Raw genomic sequence first — 12,946 nt, 5'->3', positions numbered from 1 at the left:
CTCCGGTCGATCCGCACGCCGTCGCAAAGGAGCGCACGCATGGTCGTCCAGGCCTACATCCTCATCCAGACCGACGTCGGCAAGGCCGCCGAGGTCGCGAAGGCCATCGCGCAGGTCAAGGGCGTCACCCTCGCCGAGGACGTCACCGGCCCCTACGACGTGATCGTGCGCGCCGAGGCCCGCAACGTCGACGAGCTCGGCAAGCTGGTCGTCTCCAAGGTCCAGAACCTCGAGGGCATCACCCGCACCCTGACGTGCCCGGTCGTCCACATCTGAGCGTCCGCTCGACGCCGTCGCGACGCCCCGGAGCCCGCTGGGCCCGGGGCGTCCGCGCGCCCGCGCTCGGGCCGGGCCTCACCGCCGTCGCCGCCGTCGCCGCCGCCGTGGTCCTCGGCGCGTGCAGCGGGCCGCCCGAGATCACCTCGACCGACCTCGACGCCGCCGGCCGCGCCGCGTGCGAGGCGTTCACCGCCGACCTCCCCGACACCCTGGCCGACCAGGAGCGGGTCGAGGTGGAGCCGGCCGACGCGCTCGGCGCGGCGTACGGCGACCCGCCGATCACCGTGACCTGCGGCGTGCCGCTGCCGGAGGGGTTCGACCAGACCTCGCGCTGCGACGAGGTGGACGGGGTCGGGTGGTACGTCCCCGACGGGAGCGACGCCGACCCTACCACCGACCTGCGCCTGGCCGCACCGGGCTACCGCCCCGTGGTCGAGCTGCGCGTCCCGGCCGACTACCGGCCCCAGGACCAGAACATCGGCGACGACGTGACCGCCGGCGCACTCGGCCAGCTCTCCGGGCTGGTCGAGGAGCACCTCACCCTCGAGCAGCGCTGCGAGGGCTGAGCCCCACGCGCCGGCACCGGGCCACCCGGCGGTCGAGGAAGGCGCCCCGGCGCCTGGCTGCGGACCACCCGACGGCTGCGGTGCGTGGTCTCGAGACAGGACTCCGTCCTTCCTCGACCACCGTGGGTCCGGCCGGCTGCGGTGTCGTGGCCCCGAGACAGCGACGCGTTCCTTGCCCGACCGGGCCGCACGGTGGTCGATGAGGGCGCCCTGGAACCTGTCTCGAGACCACACCACGGCTGCGGTCTCGTGGTCGCGAGACAGCGACGCGTTCCTTGCCCGACCGGGCCACCCGGTGGTCGAGGAAGGCGCCCTGGCGCCTGTCTCGAGACCACGCGACGGCAGCGGTGCGTGGTCTCGAGACAGGACTCCGTCCTTCCTCGACCACCGTGGGTACGGCCGCCAGTCCCGTGGGCGTCCGGGCCGGGCGCTGACCGCCTAGCGCAGGCCGGTGTCGCGCGCGAGCGCCAGCTGCACGAGCCGGTCGACGAGCGCCGGGTAGTCGACGCCGGTGGCGGCCCACATGCGCGGGTACATCGACAGCGGCGTGAACCCCGGCATCGTGTTGATCTCGTTGAGCACGACCGACCCGTCGGGCAGCACGAAGAAGTCGACGCGGGCCAGGCCCTCCGCGCCGACGGCGTCGAACGCCCGCGCGGCCAGGGCTCGGATGCGGCCGGAGACCTCGGCGGGCAGGTCGGCGGGCACGTCGAGCTCGGTGGACTCCTCGGGCAGGTACTTGGCCTCGAAGTCGTAGAACTCGTGGTCGCCGGTGATCCGCAGCTCGGCGACCACGCTCGTCTCCGGCGTGCCGTCGAGGGCCTGCAGCACGCCGCACTCCACCTCGCGGGCGCCCTCGGCCGAGGCCTCCACGAGCACCTTGGGGTCGTGCTCGAAGGCGGTGGCCAGCGCGTCGGCCAGGCCCGCGACGTCGTGCACCTTGGAGATGCCGAAGCTCGACCCGCCCCGGGCCGGCTTCACGAAGACCGGCCACCCGAGCCCCTCGGTACGCCGGCGCACGTCGTCGGGGTCGGCGGCCCAGGACCGGGTGGTGACCACCACGCTCGGCTGCAGGGGCAGGCCGGCGTCGGCCAGGACGACCTTCATGAACGCCTTGTCCATGCTCACGGCCGAGGCGAGCACGCCGGCGCCGACGTAGCGGACCCCGGCCATCTCGAGCATCCCCTGGACCGTGCCGTCCTCGCCCCAGGCGCCGTGCAGCACCGGGAAGACCACGTCGACCTCGCCCAGGGTGCGCGGCGGCGCGCTCGGGTCGGACACGACGAGGCCGGTGCCTCCCTCGACACGGGCCAGCGAGACCGTGGTGCGGTCGCCGTCGACGGCGGGCAGCACGTCGGGGCCGGTGATGCGCAGCCGCTCCGGGTCGCCCGACTCGAGCACCCAGCGGCCGTCGCGGGCGATGCCGACCGGCACGACGTCGTACTTGGCGGGGTCGAGGGCGGCGAGCACGCTGCCCGCGGAGACGCACGAGATGGCGTGCTCGCTGGAGCGGCCACCGAAGACGACGGCGACGCGGGGCCGGGAGGTGGGCCTGGGGGTGCCGGACACCCGCCGACCCTATCCTCGACAGCATGTCCGACCAGCCCCACCCGACGCGCCCCCTGACGCCGGCCACGGTGGCCGTCACGGCGGGTCGCCCACCCCGCGAGCCCGACGAGCCGCTCAACGTGCCGATCACCATGGCCTCGACGTACGTCGCGGGCGGCGACCTCGAGTACGGCCGCTACGGCAACCCGTCGTGGACCGCGTTCGAGGACGTGCTGGGCGGGCTCGAGGGCGGGCGCTGCCTGTCCTTCGCCAGCGGCATGGCCGCCGTCGGCTGCGTGCTCGACCTCGTCGGCCAGGGCGCCAAGGTCGTCCTCCCCCGCCACGCCTACCTGGGCAGCGTGATGGCGCTGGCCGACCTCGAGGCCCGCGGCCGCCTCGTCGGCGAGCTGGTCGACATCGAGGACACCGACGCCGTGGTCGCGGCCTGCGAGGGCGCCGCGCTGGTGTGGATCGAGACGCCGACCAACCCCGCTCTGGAGGTCGCCGACGTCGAGACGATCACCCGCGCCGCCCACGCCGCCGGGGCCTACGTCGTCGTCGACAACACCTTCGCCACGCCCCTGCTGCAGCGACCGCTCGAGCACGGGGTCGACATCGTGCTGCACTCGGCGACCAAGTACCTCGCCGGGCACAGCGACCTCCTGCTCGGCGCCGTGGTGACCCGCGACGAGGAGCTGCACGGCGTCCTGCAGGGCCGGCGGTCGCTGACCGGGTCGGTGCCCGGCGCGTTCGAGACCTGGCTGGCCCTGCGCGGCCTGCGCACCCTGCACCTGCGGGTCGAGCGCGCCCAGGCCAACGCCGAGGTCCTGGTCGAGCGGCTGCGGGCCCACCGCGCCGTGGCCGAGGTCCGCTACCCCGGGTTCGGCGGCATCGTGGCGATGGTGCTCGACAACGCGCTCGCCGCCGACCTGCTGTGCCGCAGCACCTCGCTGTGGGTCCACGCCACCTCGCTGGGCGGGGTCGAGTCGACGTTCGAGCGGCGCCGGCGCTGGAAGACCGAGGCCGCCACGATCCCCGAGGGCCTGGTGCGGCTCTCGGTCGGCATCGAGGACGTCGAGGACCTCTGGGTCGACCTCGCCGCCGCCCTCGACGCGATCGCCGCGCTGCCCGGCGGCACCGCCTGACGCGCGCTACTCCATCTCCGCCTTGGTGTCGCGGGCCAGGATCGCCTCGACCATCTCGGGGGCCGTCATCCGGCCGGCGACCACGTCGTCGACGTACGCCGCCACGGGGGCGTCGCAGCCGTGCCGGTCGGCGAGCGCCCGCAGCGAGGAGCACGACTTGGCCCCCTCGGCGACCTGGCGGGTCGAGGCGTAGATCTCCTCGGTGGTCAGGCCCTGGCCGAGCTTCTCGCCGAAGGTGCGGTTGCGCGACAGGGGCGAGGAACAGGTGGCGACGAGGTCGCCGAGGCCGGCCAGGCCCATGAGGGTCAGCGGGTTGGCGCCGAGCCGCATCGCCAGGCGCGCGGTCTCGGCGAGGCCGCGGGTGATGACGCCGGCCGTGGTGTTGTCGCCGAACCCCAGGCCCACCGCCATGCCGACCGCGAGGCCGACGACGTTCTTGTAGGCGCCGCCGAGCTCGCAGCCCAGCACGTCGACGCTGGTGTAGGGGCGGAAGGCCGGGGAGTGGATGCGTCGCTGGAGCATCTTGGCGACGTCCTCGTCCTCGCACGCCACGACGGCGGCGGCGGGCTCGCGGCGGGCGATCTCCTTGGCCAGGTTGGGCCCGCTGACCACGGCGATCCGCTCGGGCCCGGCGCCGGTGACCTGGTGGACGACCTCGCTCATCCGGTTGAGCGTGCCGAGCTCGACGCCCTTCATGAGCGAGACGATCACGGCGTCGGGCTCGATGAACGGCGCCCAGCCCTCCAGGGTGGGCCGCAGCAGCTGGGAGGGCATCGACAGCACGACGACGTCCGCGCCGTGCAGCGCCTTCTCCACGTCGGCGGTCGCGTCGACCGACGGGGGCAGCTGCACGCCGGGGAGGTACTCGGCGTTCTCGCGCCGCTCGACGATGTCGGCCACGACCTCCTCGCGGCGCGCCCACAGGGTCACGTCGTTGCCGCCGTCGGCGAGCACGATGGAGAAGGCGGTGCCCCAGGAGCCGGCGCTGAGCACCGCGACCTTGCCGCTCACGAGGCCGACCTCTCGTCGCCGTGGGGGTTGCCGAGCTCGGCCACGCCGGCCCGGCGAGGGTCGAACCGCTCGGCCGGGGCCCGCTCCCCGCGGACCTCCTCCACCAGCGCGGTGATCGCGGCCATGATCCGCTCGGTGGCCTCGGTGAGCGTCGCTGCCGAGCGCGGACGTCCCTCGAGGTCGGCGAGGTCGACGGGGTCGCCGACGAGCACGTGGATCGTCTTGCGCGGGATCGGGCGCGGCTTCGTGCTGTACGGCGGCAGCAGCTCCTGCGCACCCCACTGGCCGATCGGGATGACCGGGCAGCCCGTCTCGAGCGCGATCCGCGCGGCGCCGGTCTTGCCCCGCATCGGCCAGAGGTCGGGGTCGCGGGTGATCGTGCCCTCGGGGTAGACCACGACGCACTCCCCCGCGCGCACCGCGGCCACCGCGGCGTCGTACGCCCCGACGGCGGTGCTGCTGGCCCGTTCGACGGGGATCTGCCGGGCGCTGCGCAGGAAGTGGCCCAGGACGCGGTTGCGGAACAGGCCCGACTTGGCGAGGTAGCGCGGCAGCCGGCCGTGGTCGTAGCAGAAGTGGGCGGCGGTGAGCGGGTCGACGTGCGAGAGGTGGTTGATGACCAGCACGCAGCCACCGGTGGCGGGGATCTTGGTGCCGTCGACCCAGTGCGGCTTGGTGGTGAGGAAGAACAGCGGCTTGAGGATCGCAGCCCCGACGACGAACGGCCAGCCCCTCGGCTCCTGCAACGTGCGCACTCTCACACCGCGCAGGCTACTCGGCCGGAGGTCCACGCTCCTGGGCACACCTGCTTGGATCGGCAGGTGCGTCCGTACGTCGTGGTCCTGCCGGCCAAGCCGCCGGCCCGGGGCAAGTCACGGCTGCGCGGCGTGCCCGACGACCAGCGCCGCGGGCTCGCCGAGGCGTTCGCGCTCGACACCGCCGCCGCCTGCCTCCGGGCCTCGGCCGTCGAGGCCGTGCTGGCCGTCACCGACGACGCCGCGCTCGCCGGGCTGCTGGCCGCGGCCGGGTGCGCGACCGTGCCCGACGCCGGCGACGGGCTCAACGGCGCGCTGCTCCAGGCCGCCGCCGAGGCGCGCCGCCGCTGGCCCGACCGCCAGCCGGTCGCGCTCCTCGCCGACCTGCCCGCACTCGACCCGGCCGACCTCGACGCGGCGCTGGCCGCGCTGGTACCGGGCGGGCCGTCGTACGTCGGGGACGCCGACGGCACCGGGACCACGATGTACACCGCGCCGTACGACGAGTTCGACCCGGCGTTCGGGGCCGACTCCGCGACGGCGCACCGCCTCGGCGGCGCGCTCCCGGTGCGCGGCGAGCTGGCGACCCTGCGCCGCGACGTCGACGACCTCGACGACCTGCGCGCGGCGTCCCTGCTCGGCCTCGGGCCCCGGACGGCCGCGGCCGCTGCGGCGCTGTGGTCTCGAGGCGGTCGCTAGCGCGACCTCGACGGCCGCCGCGGTCCGGGCACGGCGACGGGCCGCCCACCCGGAGGAGGACGGCCCGTCGAGGTGCGGGGGTGGTCAGGCCTTCTTGGCGGGAGCCTTCTTGGCCGGGGCCTTCGTGGCCGGGGCCTTCTTGGCGGCGGTCGAGGTGGACTTCTTCGCCGGCGCCTTCTTGGCCGCGGTGCTCTTGCTCGCCGTGGACTTCGACGCCGTCGACTTCGAGGCCGTCGACTTCGAGGCGGTCGACTTGGAGGCGGTCGACTTCGACGGGGTGGACTTCGTCGCGGTGGACTTCGACGCCGTGGACGTCGAGGTCTTCTTGGCCGGGGCCTTCTTGGCCGGGGCCTTCTTCGCCGGGGCCTTCGTGGCGGCGGTGCTCCCGCTGGCCGTCGACGTGGAGGCCGTCGTGGTCTTCTTGGCCGGGGTCTTCTTGGCCGGGGCCTTCGTCGCCGTGGCCTTCTTGGCCGGCGAGGCGACCTTGCTCGCCGCGGCGGCGGCCTTCTTGGCCGGGGCGGCGGCGGCCTTGGCCGGGGCGGTCGCGGCGGCGATGGTCAGCTTGGGCAGCTTCTTGGCACCCGAGACGACGTTCTTCAGGTCGGCCCCGGCGGTGAACTTCGGCACGGAGGTCTTCTTGGCCTTGATCTTCTCGCCGGTCTGAGGGTTGCGGACCCACCGGGCCTCGCGGACCCGCTTCTCGAAGGAACCGAAGCCGGTGATCGCGACCTTCTCGCCCTTCGCGACCTCGCGGGTGATGGTGTCGAGCACCGACTCCAGGGCATGGGCCGCGGCCTTGCGGTTGCCCTCGAAGCGGTCGGCCAGCGCGTCGATGAGCTGCGACTTGTTCACGTGCTCGTCCTTCCGGAGACGAATGTGACGCCGAGCCCACGCCCGACTTTCCTCGTCAACGTAGGCACTCGTGGCCTGCGCCACAATCGCCACGCCGGGCGCTGGGGGGTTTTTTGCCCGCCGTTGAGCGGGTCCCGCTGCGTCCGGCGCGGCGACGTCGTGGACGTCAGCGCCCGAGGAAGGCCAGCAGCGCGGCGTTGAACTCGTCGCGGTGCGAGACGTTGAAGCCGTGCGGAGCACCGCTCACGACCACGAGCTCGGAGTCCGAGATCGCCTCGGCGGAGCGCTTGCCGCTCACCTCGAACGGCACGACGGCGTCGCCGTCACCATGGATGACGAGCGTCGGCACCGCGATCTTGGCCAGGTCGCCGCGGAAGTCGGTGCGGCCGAACGCGCCGATGCAGCCGACCAAGGCCTCGTCACGCGCCGGGGCCTCGAGGGCGAGGGCCTGCTGGCGCTGGTCCTCGCTCACCTTGAGCTCGCCGTCGACGGAGAAGAAGTTGGTGGTGAAGCCGTCGAGGAACTCCTCGCGGTTGTCGCGAGCACCGCTCTCCATCTCCTGCACGTCGTCCTCGGCGAGGCCGCCGTCGGGGTTGTCGTCGGTCTTGAGCAGGTACGGCGGCACCGCGCCGGCCAGCACGGCCGAGCGCACCCGCGCGTCGCCGTACGTGCCGAGGTAGCGGGCGACCTCGCCGCCGCCCATGGAGAAGCCGACCAGGGTCACGTCGGTCAGGTCGAGCTCGTCGAGGAGGCCGGCCAGGTCGGCGGCGAAGGTGTCGTAGTCGTAGCCCGACTCCGGCTTGTCGGAGTCACCGAAGCCGCGGCGGTCGTAGGCGATGGCGCGGTAGCCGGCGTCGGTCAGGGCCGCCTCCTGGTCGGCCCAGGACTTGCCGCTCAGCGGCCAGCCGTGGATCAGCACGACGGGACGACCGTGGCCGCCGGTGTCGGTGTAGTGGAGGGTGATGCCGTTGCTGGTGATGTCGGGCACGGGATGGGTCCTCTCCTCGGCGCGGGGGTGATTGCCTTGTGCACAAGACAATTTCACGGACGAGGACGGGACGACAGACCCGCGGGGGTGAGACACCTCCCGCGGGTCGACCACGTCGTCCCGCCGCGGCTCAGGCCCGCTGCGTGACCGGCTTCCAGCGCGGCCGCTCGGCCTCGAAGGCCGCGATGTCGTCGGCGTGCCCCAGGGTGATGCCGATGTCGTCGAGGCCCTCGAGCAGGCGCCACCGCGTGTAGTCGTCGATGTCGAAGGAGTCCTCGATGGCGTCGGGACCCTCGCCGGCCCGGACCGTGCGCGACTCGAGGTCGACGGTGACGGCGGTGCCCGGCTGGTCCTCGAGCAGGTCCCACAGGCGTTGGACGACCTTCTCGTCGACCTTCGCCGTCAGCAGCCCGGCCTTGCCGGAGTTGCCGCGGAAGATGTCGGCGAAGCGCGGCGAGATGACGACCTTGAAGCCGTAGTTCTGCAGCGCCCACACCGCGTGCTCGCGCGACGAGCCGGTGCCGAAGTCGGGCCCGGCCACGAGGACCGACGCGCCGGCGTACGCCTCGTTGTTGAGCACGAACGACGGGTCGCCCCGCCAGGCGGCGAACAGGCCGTCCTCGAACCCGTCGCGCGTGACCCGCTTGAGGTAGACGGCGGGGATGATCTGGTCGGTGTCGACGTTGCTGCGGCGCAGCGGCACGCCGACGCCGGTGTGGGTGGTGAACGCGTCCATCAGATGGCCTCCAGGTCAGCCGGGGAGGAGAGGGTGCCGCGGATAGCGGTGGCGGCGGCGACGGGGATCGAGACCAGGTGGGTGCGCCCGCCCTTGCCCTGGCGACCCTCGAAGTTGCGGTTGGAGGTCGACGCGCTGCGCTCGCCGGGGGCGAGGGTGTCGGGGTTCATGCCGAGGCACATCGAGCAGCCCGCACCGCGCCACTCGCCGCCGGCCTCCTTGAAGACCACGTCGAGGCCCTCCTGCTCGGCCTGCAGGCGCACGCGCACCGAGCCGGGGACGACGAGCAGCCGGGTGTCGGCGTCGACCTGGCGGCCCCGGACGATCTCCGCGGCGAGGCGGAGGTCCTCGATGCGGCCGTTGGTGCAGGAGCCCACGAAGACGGTGTCGACCTTGACCTCGCGCATCGGCGTGCCGGCCTCGAGAGCCATGTACTCCAGCGCCTTCTGGGCGGCGATGCGGTCGGACTCCTCCTCGAAGTCCTCCGGGCTCGGCACGGCCGCGCCGAGCGGCACGCCCTGGCCCGGGTTGGTGCCCCAGGTGACGAACGGCGTCATGGTCGAGGCGTCGAGGACGATCTCCTCGTCGAAGACCGCGTCGTCGTCGGTGCGCAGGCTCGCCCAGTGCTCGACCGCGGCGTCCCAGTCGGCGCCCTTCGGCGCCTCGGGCCGGCCCTCGATGTAGTCGAAGGTCGTCTGGTCGGGGGCGATGAGGCCGGCCTTGGCGCCCCACTCGATCGACATGTTGCACACGGTCATCCGGCCCTCCATCGAGAGCTCCTCGATGGCCTGGCCGCGGTACTCCACGATGTAGCCCTGGCCGCCGCCGGTGCCGGTGTGGGCGATGAGGGTGAGCACGAGGTCCTTGGCCGTGACGCCCGCGGGGAGGCTGCCGTTGACGGTCACCGCCATGGTCCTGGGCTTGGACTGCGGGAGCGTCTGGGTGGCGAGCACGTGCTCGACCTCGGAGGTGCCGATGCCGAAGGCGATGGCGCCGAACGCCCCGTGGGTGCTGGTGTGGCTGTCGCCGCACACGATGGTCATGCCGGGCTGGGTCAGGCCGAGCTGCGGGCCGACGACGTGCACGATGCCCTGCTCGATGTCGCCCAGCGGGTGCAGGCGCACCCCGAACTCCTCGGCGTTGCGACGCAGCGTCTCCACCTGGGTGCGCGAGACCGGGTCGGCGATGGGCTTGTCCCAGTCGACCGTGGGCACGTTGTGGTCCTCGGTGGCCAGCGTGAGGTCGGACCGGCGGACCGTGCGACCGCTCAGGCGCAGGCCGTCGAAGGCCTGCGGGCTGGTCACCTCGTGGATGAGGTGGAGGTCGATGTAGAGGAGGTCGGGCTCCCCTGGGGTCGACCGGACGACGTGCTCGTCCCACACCTTCTCCGACAGGGTCCTGCCCATCGCGCTCTCCTCGCTGGTCTGCTGCTCGCTGGTCTGCTCGCGACCCCGGGGATCTCCCGGGCCACGTCACACCACCGTACGCTTGCGTCCCACGGAATGAGATGCGAGTATCGGTATATGGACAACTCCAGCGGCGTGGGCGTGCTCGACAAGGCCGCCCTGGTGCTCACGGCCCTCGAGTCCGGGCCCGCGACCCTGGCCGGCCTGGTCGCCGGGACCGGCCTCGCCCGTCCCACCGCGCACCGCCTCGCGGTCGCCCTGGAGCACCACCGCCTCGTGGCCCGCGACATGCAGGGCCGCTTCGTCCTCGGTCCCCGTCTCGCCGAGCTCTCCGCCGCCGCCGGCGAGGACCGGCTGCTCGCCACCGCCGGCCCCGTGCTGGCCCGGCTGCGCGACATCACCGGCGAGTCCGCCCAGCTGTGGCGCCGCCAGGGCGAGCACCGTGTCTGCGTCGCGGCGGCCGAGCGCCCCTCCGGCCTGCGCGACACGATCCCGGTCGGCTCGCAGCTGACCATGCGCGCGGGCTCCGCCGCCCAGGTGCTGCTCGCGTGGGAGGACCCCGAGCGCATGCACCGGGGCCTGCAGAACGCCGCCTTCTCCGCCGCCGCGCTCTCCGGCATCCGCCGCCGCGGCTGGGCGCAGTCGGTCGGCGAGCGGGAGCAGGGCGTCGCGTCGGTCTCCGCCCCCGTCCGCTCCCCCGGCGGCAAGATCATCGCCGCGGTCTCGGTCTCGGGCCCGCTCGAGCGGCTCTCCCGCCAGCCCGGCCGCATGCACGCCCCCGCCGTCCTCGCCGCCGCCGAGCGGCTCTCGGAGTCGCTGCGCCGCGCTGCGGCCGAGTAGGCCCCGCCCGTCCGTCGGCGCGGGTCGATCAGAACAGCGCGTCCTGCTCCAGCGAGAGCAGCAGCTGCTTGCGCTCGAGGCCGCCGGCGTACCCGGTGAGGGTGCCGTTGGCGCCGATGACGCGGTGGCAGGGGATGACCACCGGGATGGGGTTGCTTCCGTTGGCCAGGCCGACGGCACGCGAGGCGGCGTTGGTGCGGCCGAGGCGGTGCGCCACCTCGCCGTACGTCGCGGTCTGGCCGTAGTCGATCAGTCGCAGCTGCGCCCACACCTGCTGCTGGAACGCCGAGCCGCCGGGCGCCAGCGGCAGGTCGAACTCCTTGAGGTCGCGCGCGAAGTACGCCGCCAGCTGGTGCGCGCACTCGACGAGCACCGGGTGGTCGTCCTTCCGGGAGCCGCGCGGGCGGCCGTCGGCGGTCGCGTCGGTGAACGGGGAGAACTCGATGGCGATGACGGCGCCGCCGCGCTCGACGAGCCGCAGCTCACCGATGGGCGAGTCGATGACGGTCCACATGGTCAGGCTCCTTCGGGGGCGGTGGCACCGGGGGCGGCCGGGGGCATGAGGGTGTTCCAGAGGTGCATCAGGGCGTAGGAGCGCCACGGTCGCCAGGCGTCGGTGCGGGCGACGACCTCGGCGGGGTCGTGGCCCAGGCCGCGCAGGGCGTTGCGGACGCCGAGGTCGGTGGGCAGGAACAGGTCGGGGTGGCCGAGCGCGCGCATCGCGGTGTAGTCGGCGGTCCACGGCCCGATGCCGGGCAGCGCGACCATCGCCGCGCGCACCTCGTCGCGGTCGGTGCCGCGGTCGAGGGCGACCCGGCCGTCGGCCAGCGCGGCGGCGAGGCCGACGAGCGCCCGGCCGCGGGCCCGGGGCATGGGCAGGGTCTCGGGGTCAGCCGCGGCCAGTGCCTCGGGCGTCGGGAAGAGGTGGGTCAGGCCGGGCACGCCCGTCTCGACGCGGCGGCCGTGCGCCTCGACGATGCGCCGGGTCACCGTGCGCGCGCCGGTGACGCTGACCTGCTGGCCGATGACGGTGCGGATCGCGGTCTCGGGGCCGTCGACCTGGCCGGGCAGCCGGAGCCCGGGCGCCGCCCGCACGAGCGGCCCGAGCACCGGGTCGCCGACGAAGTGGTCGCCCACCGCGACCGGGTCGCAGTCGGCGTCGAGCAGCCGACGCGACCGCTCGACGGCCGCGGCGGTGTCGCGCAGGTCGGCCAGCCGCAGCTCGGCCTCGACGTACGCCGTCCGGCCCGGCTCGGGCTCGTCGGCCATGGTCAGGCGCACGGTGCCGGGACCGTGCGGCAGGTCGAGGGTGCGGGCGTACCAGCCCGGTCCGGACGCCTCGACGCCCGCGACGACGTGGTAGGCCAGGAAGTCGAGCAGCGCCCGTCCGGCGAACGGGGTGCGCACCGCGAGCCGCATCGTCACCGCGCCGGTCGTGGGCCCGACCAAGGTGCCGCGGCGGCGACCGCGCAGCTCGGTCGGCGTGGCGGCGTACACCTCGCGGACGGTGTCGTTGAACTGCCGCACGCTGGCGAACCCCGCGGCGAAGGCCACGTCGGCGTGTCCCAGGTCGGTGGTCTCCAGCAGCACCCGGGCGGTCTGGGCGCGCCGCGCCCGCGCCAGGGCGAGCGGTCCGGCGCCGAGCTCGGCGGTGAGGACGCGGCCGAGGTGGCGCGCGGTGTAGCCCATCCGGGCGGCCAGGCCGTCGACGCCCTCGCGGTCGACCACGCCGTCGGCGACGAGCCGCATCGCCCGACCGGCCACGTCGGCGGCGACGTCCCAGTCGGGGCTGCCCGGCGTCGCGTCGGGCAGGCACCGCTTGCAGGCGCGGTAGCCGGCGGCCTGGGCCGAAGCCGGGCTCGGGTGGAAGTCCACGTTGGCGTACGCCGGCGTGCGGGCCGGGCAGGAGGGTCGGCAGTAGATGCCGGTGGTCCGCACCGCGACCCAGAAGACGCCGTCGAAGCGCCGGTCGCGGGACTTCAGGGCGCCGTAGCAGGTCTCGGGGTCGAGGCGGTGCGTCGGGTCCATGGCTCCATCATGGTGCCCCACGACCGGTGGGTCCGGCGGGAATCGGACACGGCCGTGGCCTGGTCCGGCGGCGGATTTCGGCTGTTCTGGGAG

The 12,946-nt window shown here is 74.1% G+C and carries 14 protein-coding genes; 5 read left to right on the top strand and 9 right to left on the bottom strand.

The features are described from left to right. The first annotated feature begins 39 nt into the window (after positions 1 to 39). The gene (locus FJQ57_RS15545; protein WP_139981871.1) at positions 40 to 276 is read left to right on the top strand and encodes an Lrp/AsnC family transcriptional regulator; all 237 of its coding nucleotides are present in this window, start codon (positions 40 to 42) and stop codon (positions 274 to 276) included. Further along, positions 255 to 845 carry a DUF3515 domain-containing protein gene (locus FJQ57_RS15540; RefSeq protein ID WP_139981868.1) on the top strand — a complete coding sequence of 197 codons (591 nt, stop codon included), beginning with the start codon at positions 255 to 257 and terminating at the stop codon, positions 843 to 845. Before FJQ57_RS15545 ends, FJQ57_RS15540 begins: the two co-directional genes overlap by 22 nt. Before the next feature lie 438 nt (positions 846 to 1,283). Here the strand turns inward: FJQ57_RS15540 and FJQ57_RS15535 are convergent, their stop codons facing one another. Then, positions 1,284 to 2,414: a D-alanine--D-alanine ligase family protein gene (locus tag FJQ57_RS15535; protein ID WP_139981866.1), complete on the bottom strand. Its 1,131-nt coding sequence runs from the start codon at positions 2,412 to 2,414 to the stop codon at positions 1,284 to 1,286. A 23-nt stretch (positions 2,415 to 2,437) separates the two neighbouring features. On the opposite strand from FJQ57_RS15535, the gene FJQ57_RS15530 reads away from it, so the two are divergent. Next, positions 2,438 to 3,538: a trans-sulfuration enzyme family protein gene (locus FJQ57_RS15530; RefSeq protein WP_139981863.1), complete on the top strand. Its 1,101-nt coding sequence runs from the start codon at positions 2,438 to 2,440 to the stop codon at positions 3,536 to 3,538. Positions 3,539 to 3,544: 6 nt separating this feature from the next. Here FJQ57_RS15530 and FJQ57_RS15525 read toward each other — a convergent pair whose 3' ends face one another. Together FJQ57_RS15525 and FJQ57_RS15520 are read right to left on the bottom strand one after the other, a co-directional pair. Next, positions 3,545 to 4,549, bottom strand: a complete 1,005-nt coding sequence (locus FJQ57_RS15525) for an NAD(P)H-dependent glycerol-3-phosphate dehydrogenase (RefSeq protein ID WP_139981860.1) — start codon at positions 4,547 to 4,549, stop codon at positions 3,545 to 3,547. Continuing rightward, on the bottom strand, positions 4,546 to 5,304 hold the full coding sequence (locus FJQ57_RS15520) for a lysophospholipid acyltransferase family protein (protein ID WP_246081851.1): 759 nt from the start codon (positions 5,302 to 5,304) through the stop codon (positions 4,546 to 4,548). Before FJQ57_RS15520 ends, FJQ57_RS15525 begins: the two co-directional genes overlap by 4 nt. Positions 5,305 to 5,370: 66 nt before the next feature. On the opposite strand from FJQ57_RS15520, the gene cofC reads away from it, so the two are divergent. After that, positions 5,371 to 6,003 (top strand): 2-phospho-L-lactate guanylyltransferase, encoded by a 633-nt coding sequence (gene cofC / locus FJQ57_RS15515; RefSeq protein ID WP_246081840.1) that lies wholly within the window; start codon positions 5,371 to 5,373, stop codon positions 6,001 to 6,003. A gap of 84 nt (positions 6,004 to 6,087) precedes the next feature. On the opposite strand, the gene FJQ57_RS15510 is transcribed toward cofC, so the two are convergent. From FJQ57_RS15510 to leuC, 4 genes are all read right to left on the bottom strand, one after another. Further along, entirely contained in the window at positions 6,088 to 6,855 is a 768-nt protein-coding gene (locus FJQ57_RS15510; protein ID WP_139981854.1) for an HU family DNA-binding protein, read from the bottom strand. A gap of 166 nt (positions 6,856 to 7,021) precedes the next feature. Next, positions 7,022 to 7,843 carry an alpha/beta fold hydrolase gene (locus tag FJQ57_RS15505; protein WP_211348959.1) on the bottom strand — a complete coding sequence of 274 codons (822 nt, stop codon included), beginning with the start codon at positions 7,841 to 7,843 and terminating at the stop codon, positions 7,022 to 7,024. A gap of 130 nt (positions 7,844 to 7,973) precedes the next feature. Then, complete coding sequence (gene leuD, locus FJQ57_RS15500; RefSeq protein WP_139981852.1) at positions 7,974 to 8,579, bottom strand: 3-isopropylmalate dehydratase small subunit; 606 nt, start codon at positions 8,577 to 8,579, stop codon at positions 7,974 to 7,976. Next, complete coding sequence (gene leuC, locus FJQ57_RS15495) at positions 8,579 to 9,985, bottom strand: 3-isopropylmalate dehydratase large subunit (protein WP_139981850.1); 1,407 nt, start codon at positions 9,983 to 9,985, stop codon at positions 8,579 to 8,581. The genes leuD and leuC overlap by 1 nt, the downstream gene beginning before the upstream one ends. A gap of 117 nt (positions 9,986 to 10,102) precedes the next feature. Between leuC and FJQ57_RS15490 the strand changes: the two genes are divergently transcribed. Next, positions 10,103 to 10,825, top strand: coding sequence for an IclR family transcriptional regulator (locus tag FJQ57_RS15490; RefSeq protein ID WP_091021586.1), 723 nt, complete (start codon positions 10,103 to 10,105; stop codon positions 10,823 to 10,825). 28 nt (positions 10,826 to 10,853) lie between these two features. On the opposite strand, the gene FJQ57_RS15485 is transcribed toward FJQ57_RS15490, so the two are convergent. Continuing rightward, positions 10,854 to 11,339 (bottom strand): methylated-DNA--[protein]-cysteine S-methyltransferase, encoded by a 486-nt coding sequence (locus FJQ57_RS15485; RefSeq protein ID WP_139981848.1) that lies wholly within the window; start codon positions 11,337 to 11,339, stop codon positions 10,854 to 10,856. Between the two features lie 2 nt (positions 11,340 to 11,341). After that, positions 11,342 to 12,853, bottom strand: coding sequence for an AlkA N-terminal domain-containing protein (locus FJQ57_RS15480; protein WP_139981846.1), 1,512 nt, complete (start codon positions 12,851 to 12,853; stop codon positions 11,342 to 11,344). Positions 12,854 to 12,946 lie beyond the last annotated feature (93 nt).

Origin of the sequence: Nocardioides litoris (genome assembly GCF_006346315.1) — a bacterium.
Lineage (GTDB): Bacteria > Actinomycetota > Actinomycetes > Propionibacteriales > Nocardioidaceae > Nocardioides > Nocardioides litoris.
Note: the sequence above shows the minus strand (reverse complement) of the source record. Positions and strands in the feature narration are given on the sequence as shown.

Excerpts from the sequence above, each read along its gene's own strand:
- leuD (WP_139981852.1), bottom strand. The coding sequence starts at position 8,579 with ATGGACGCGTTCACCACCCACACCGGCGTCGGCGTGCCGCTGCGCCGC.
- FJQ57_RS15545 (WP_139981871.1), top strand. The coding sequence starts at position 40 with ATGGTCGTCCAGGCCTACATCCTCATCCAGACCGACGTCGGCAAGGCC.
- FJQ57_RS15530 (WP_139981863.1), top strand. The coding sequence starts at position 2,438 with ATGTCCGACCAGCCCCACCCGACGCGCCCCCTGACGCCGGCCACGGTG.
- leuC (WP_139981850.1), bottom strand. The coding sequence starts at position 9,985 with ATGGGCAGGACCCTGTCGGAGAAGGTGTGGGACGAGCACGTCGTCCGG.
- FJQ57_RS15480 (WP_139981846.1), bottom strand. The coding sequence starts at position 12,853 with ATGGACCCGACGCACCGCCTCGACCCCGAGACCTGCTACGGCGCCCTG.
- FJQ57_RS15485 (WP_139981848.1), bottom strand. The coding sequence starts at position 11,339 with ATGTGGACCGTCATCGACTCGCCCATCGGTGAGCTGCGGCTCGTCGAG.
- FJQ57_RS15490 (WP_091021586.1), top strand. The coding sequence starts at position 10,103 with ATGGACAACTCCAGCGGCGTGGGCGTGCTCGACAAGGCCGCCCTGGTG.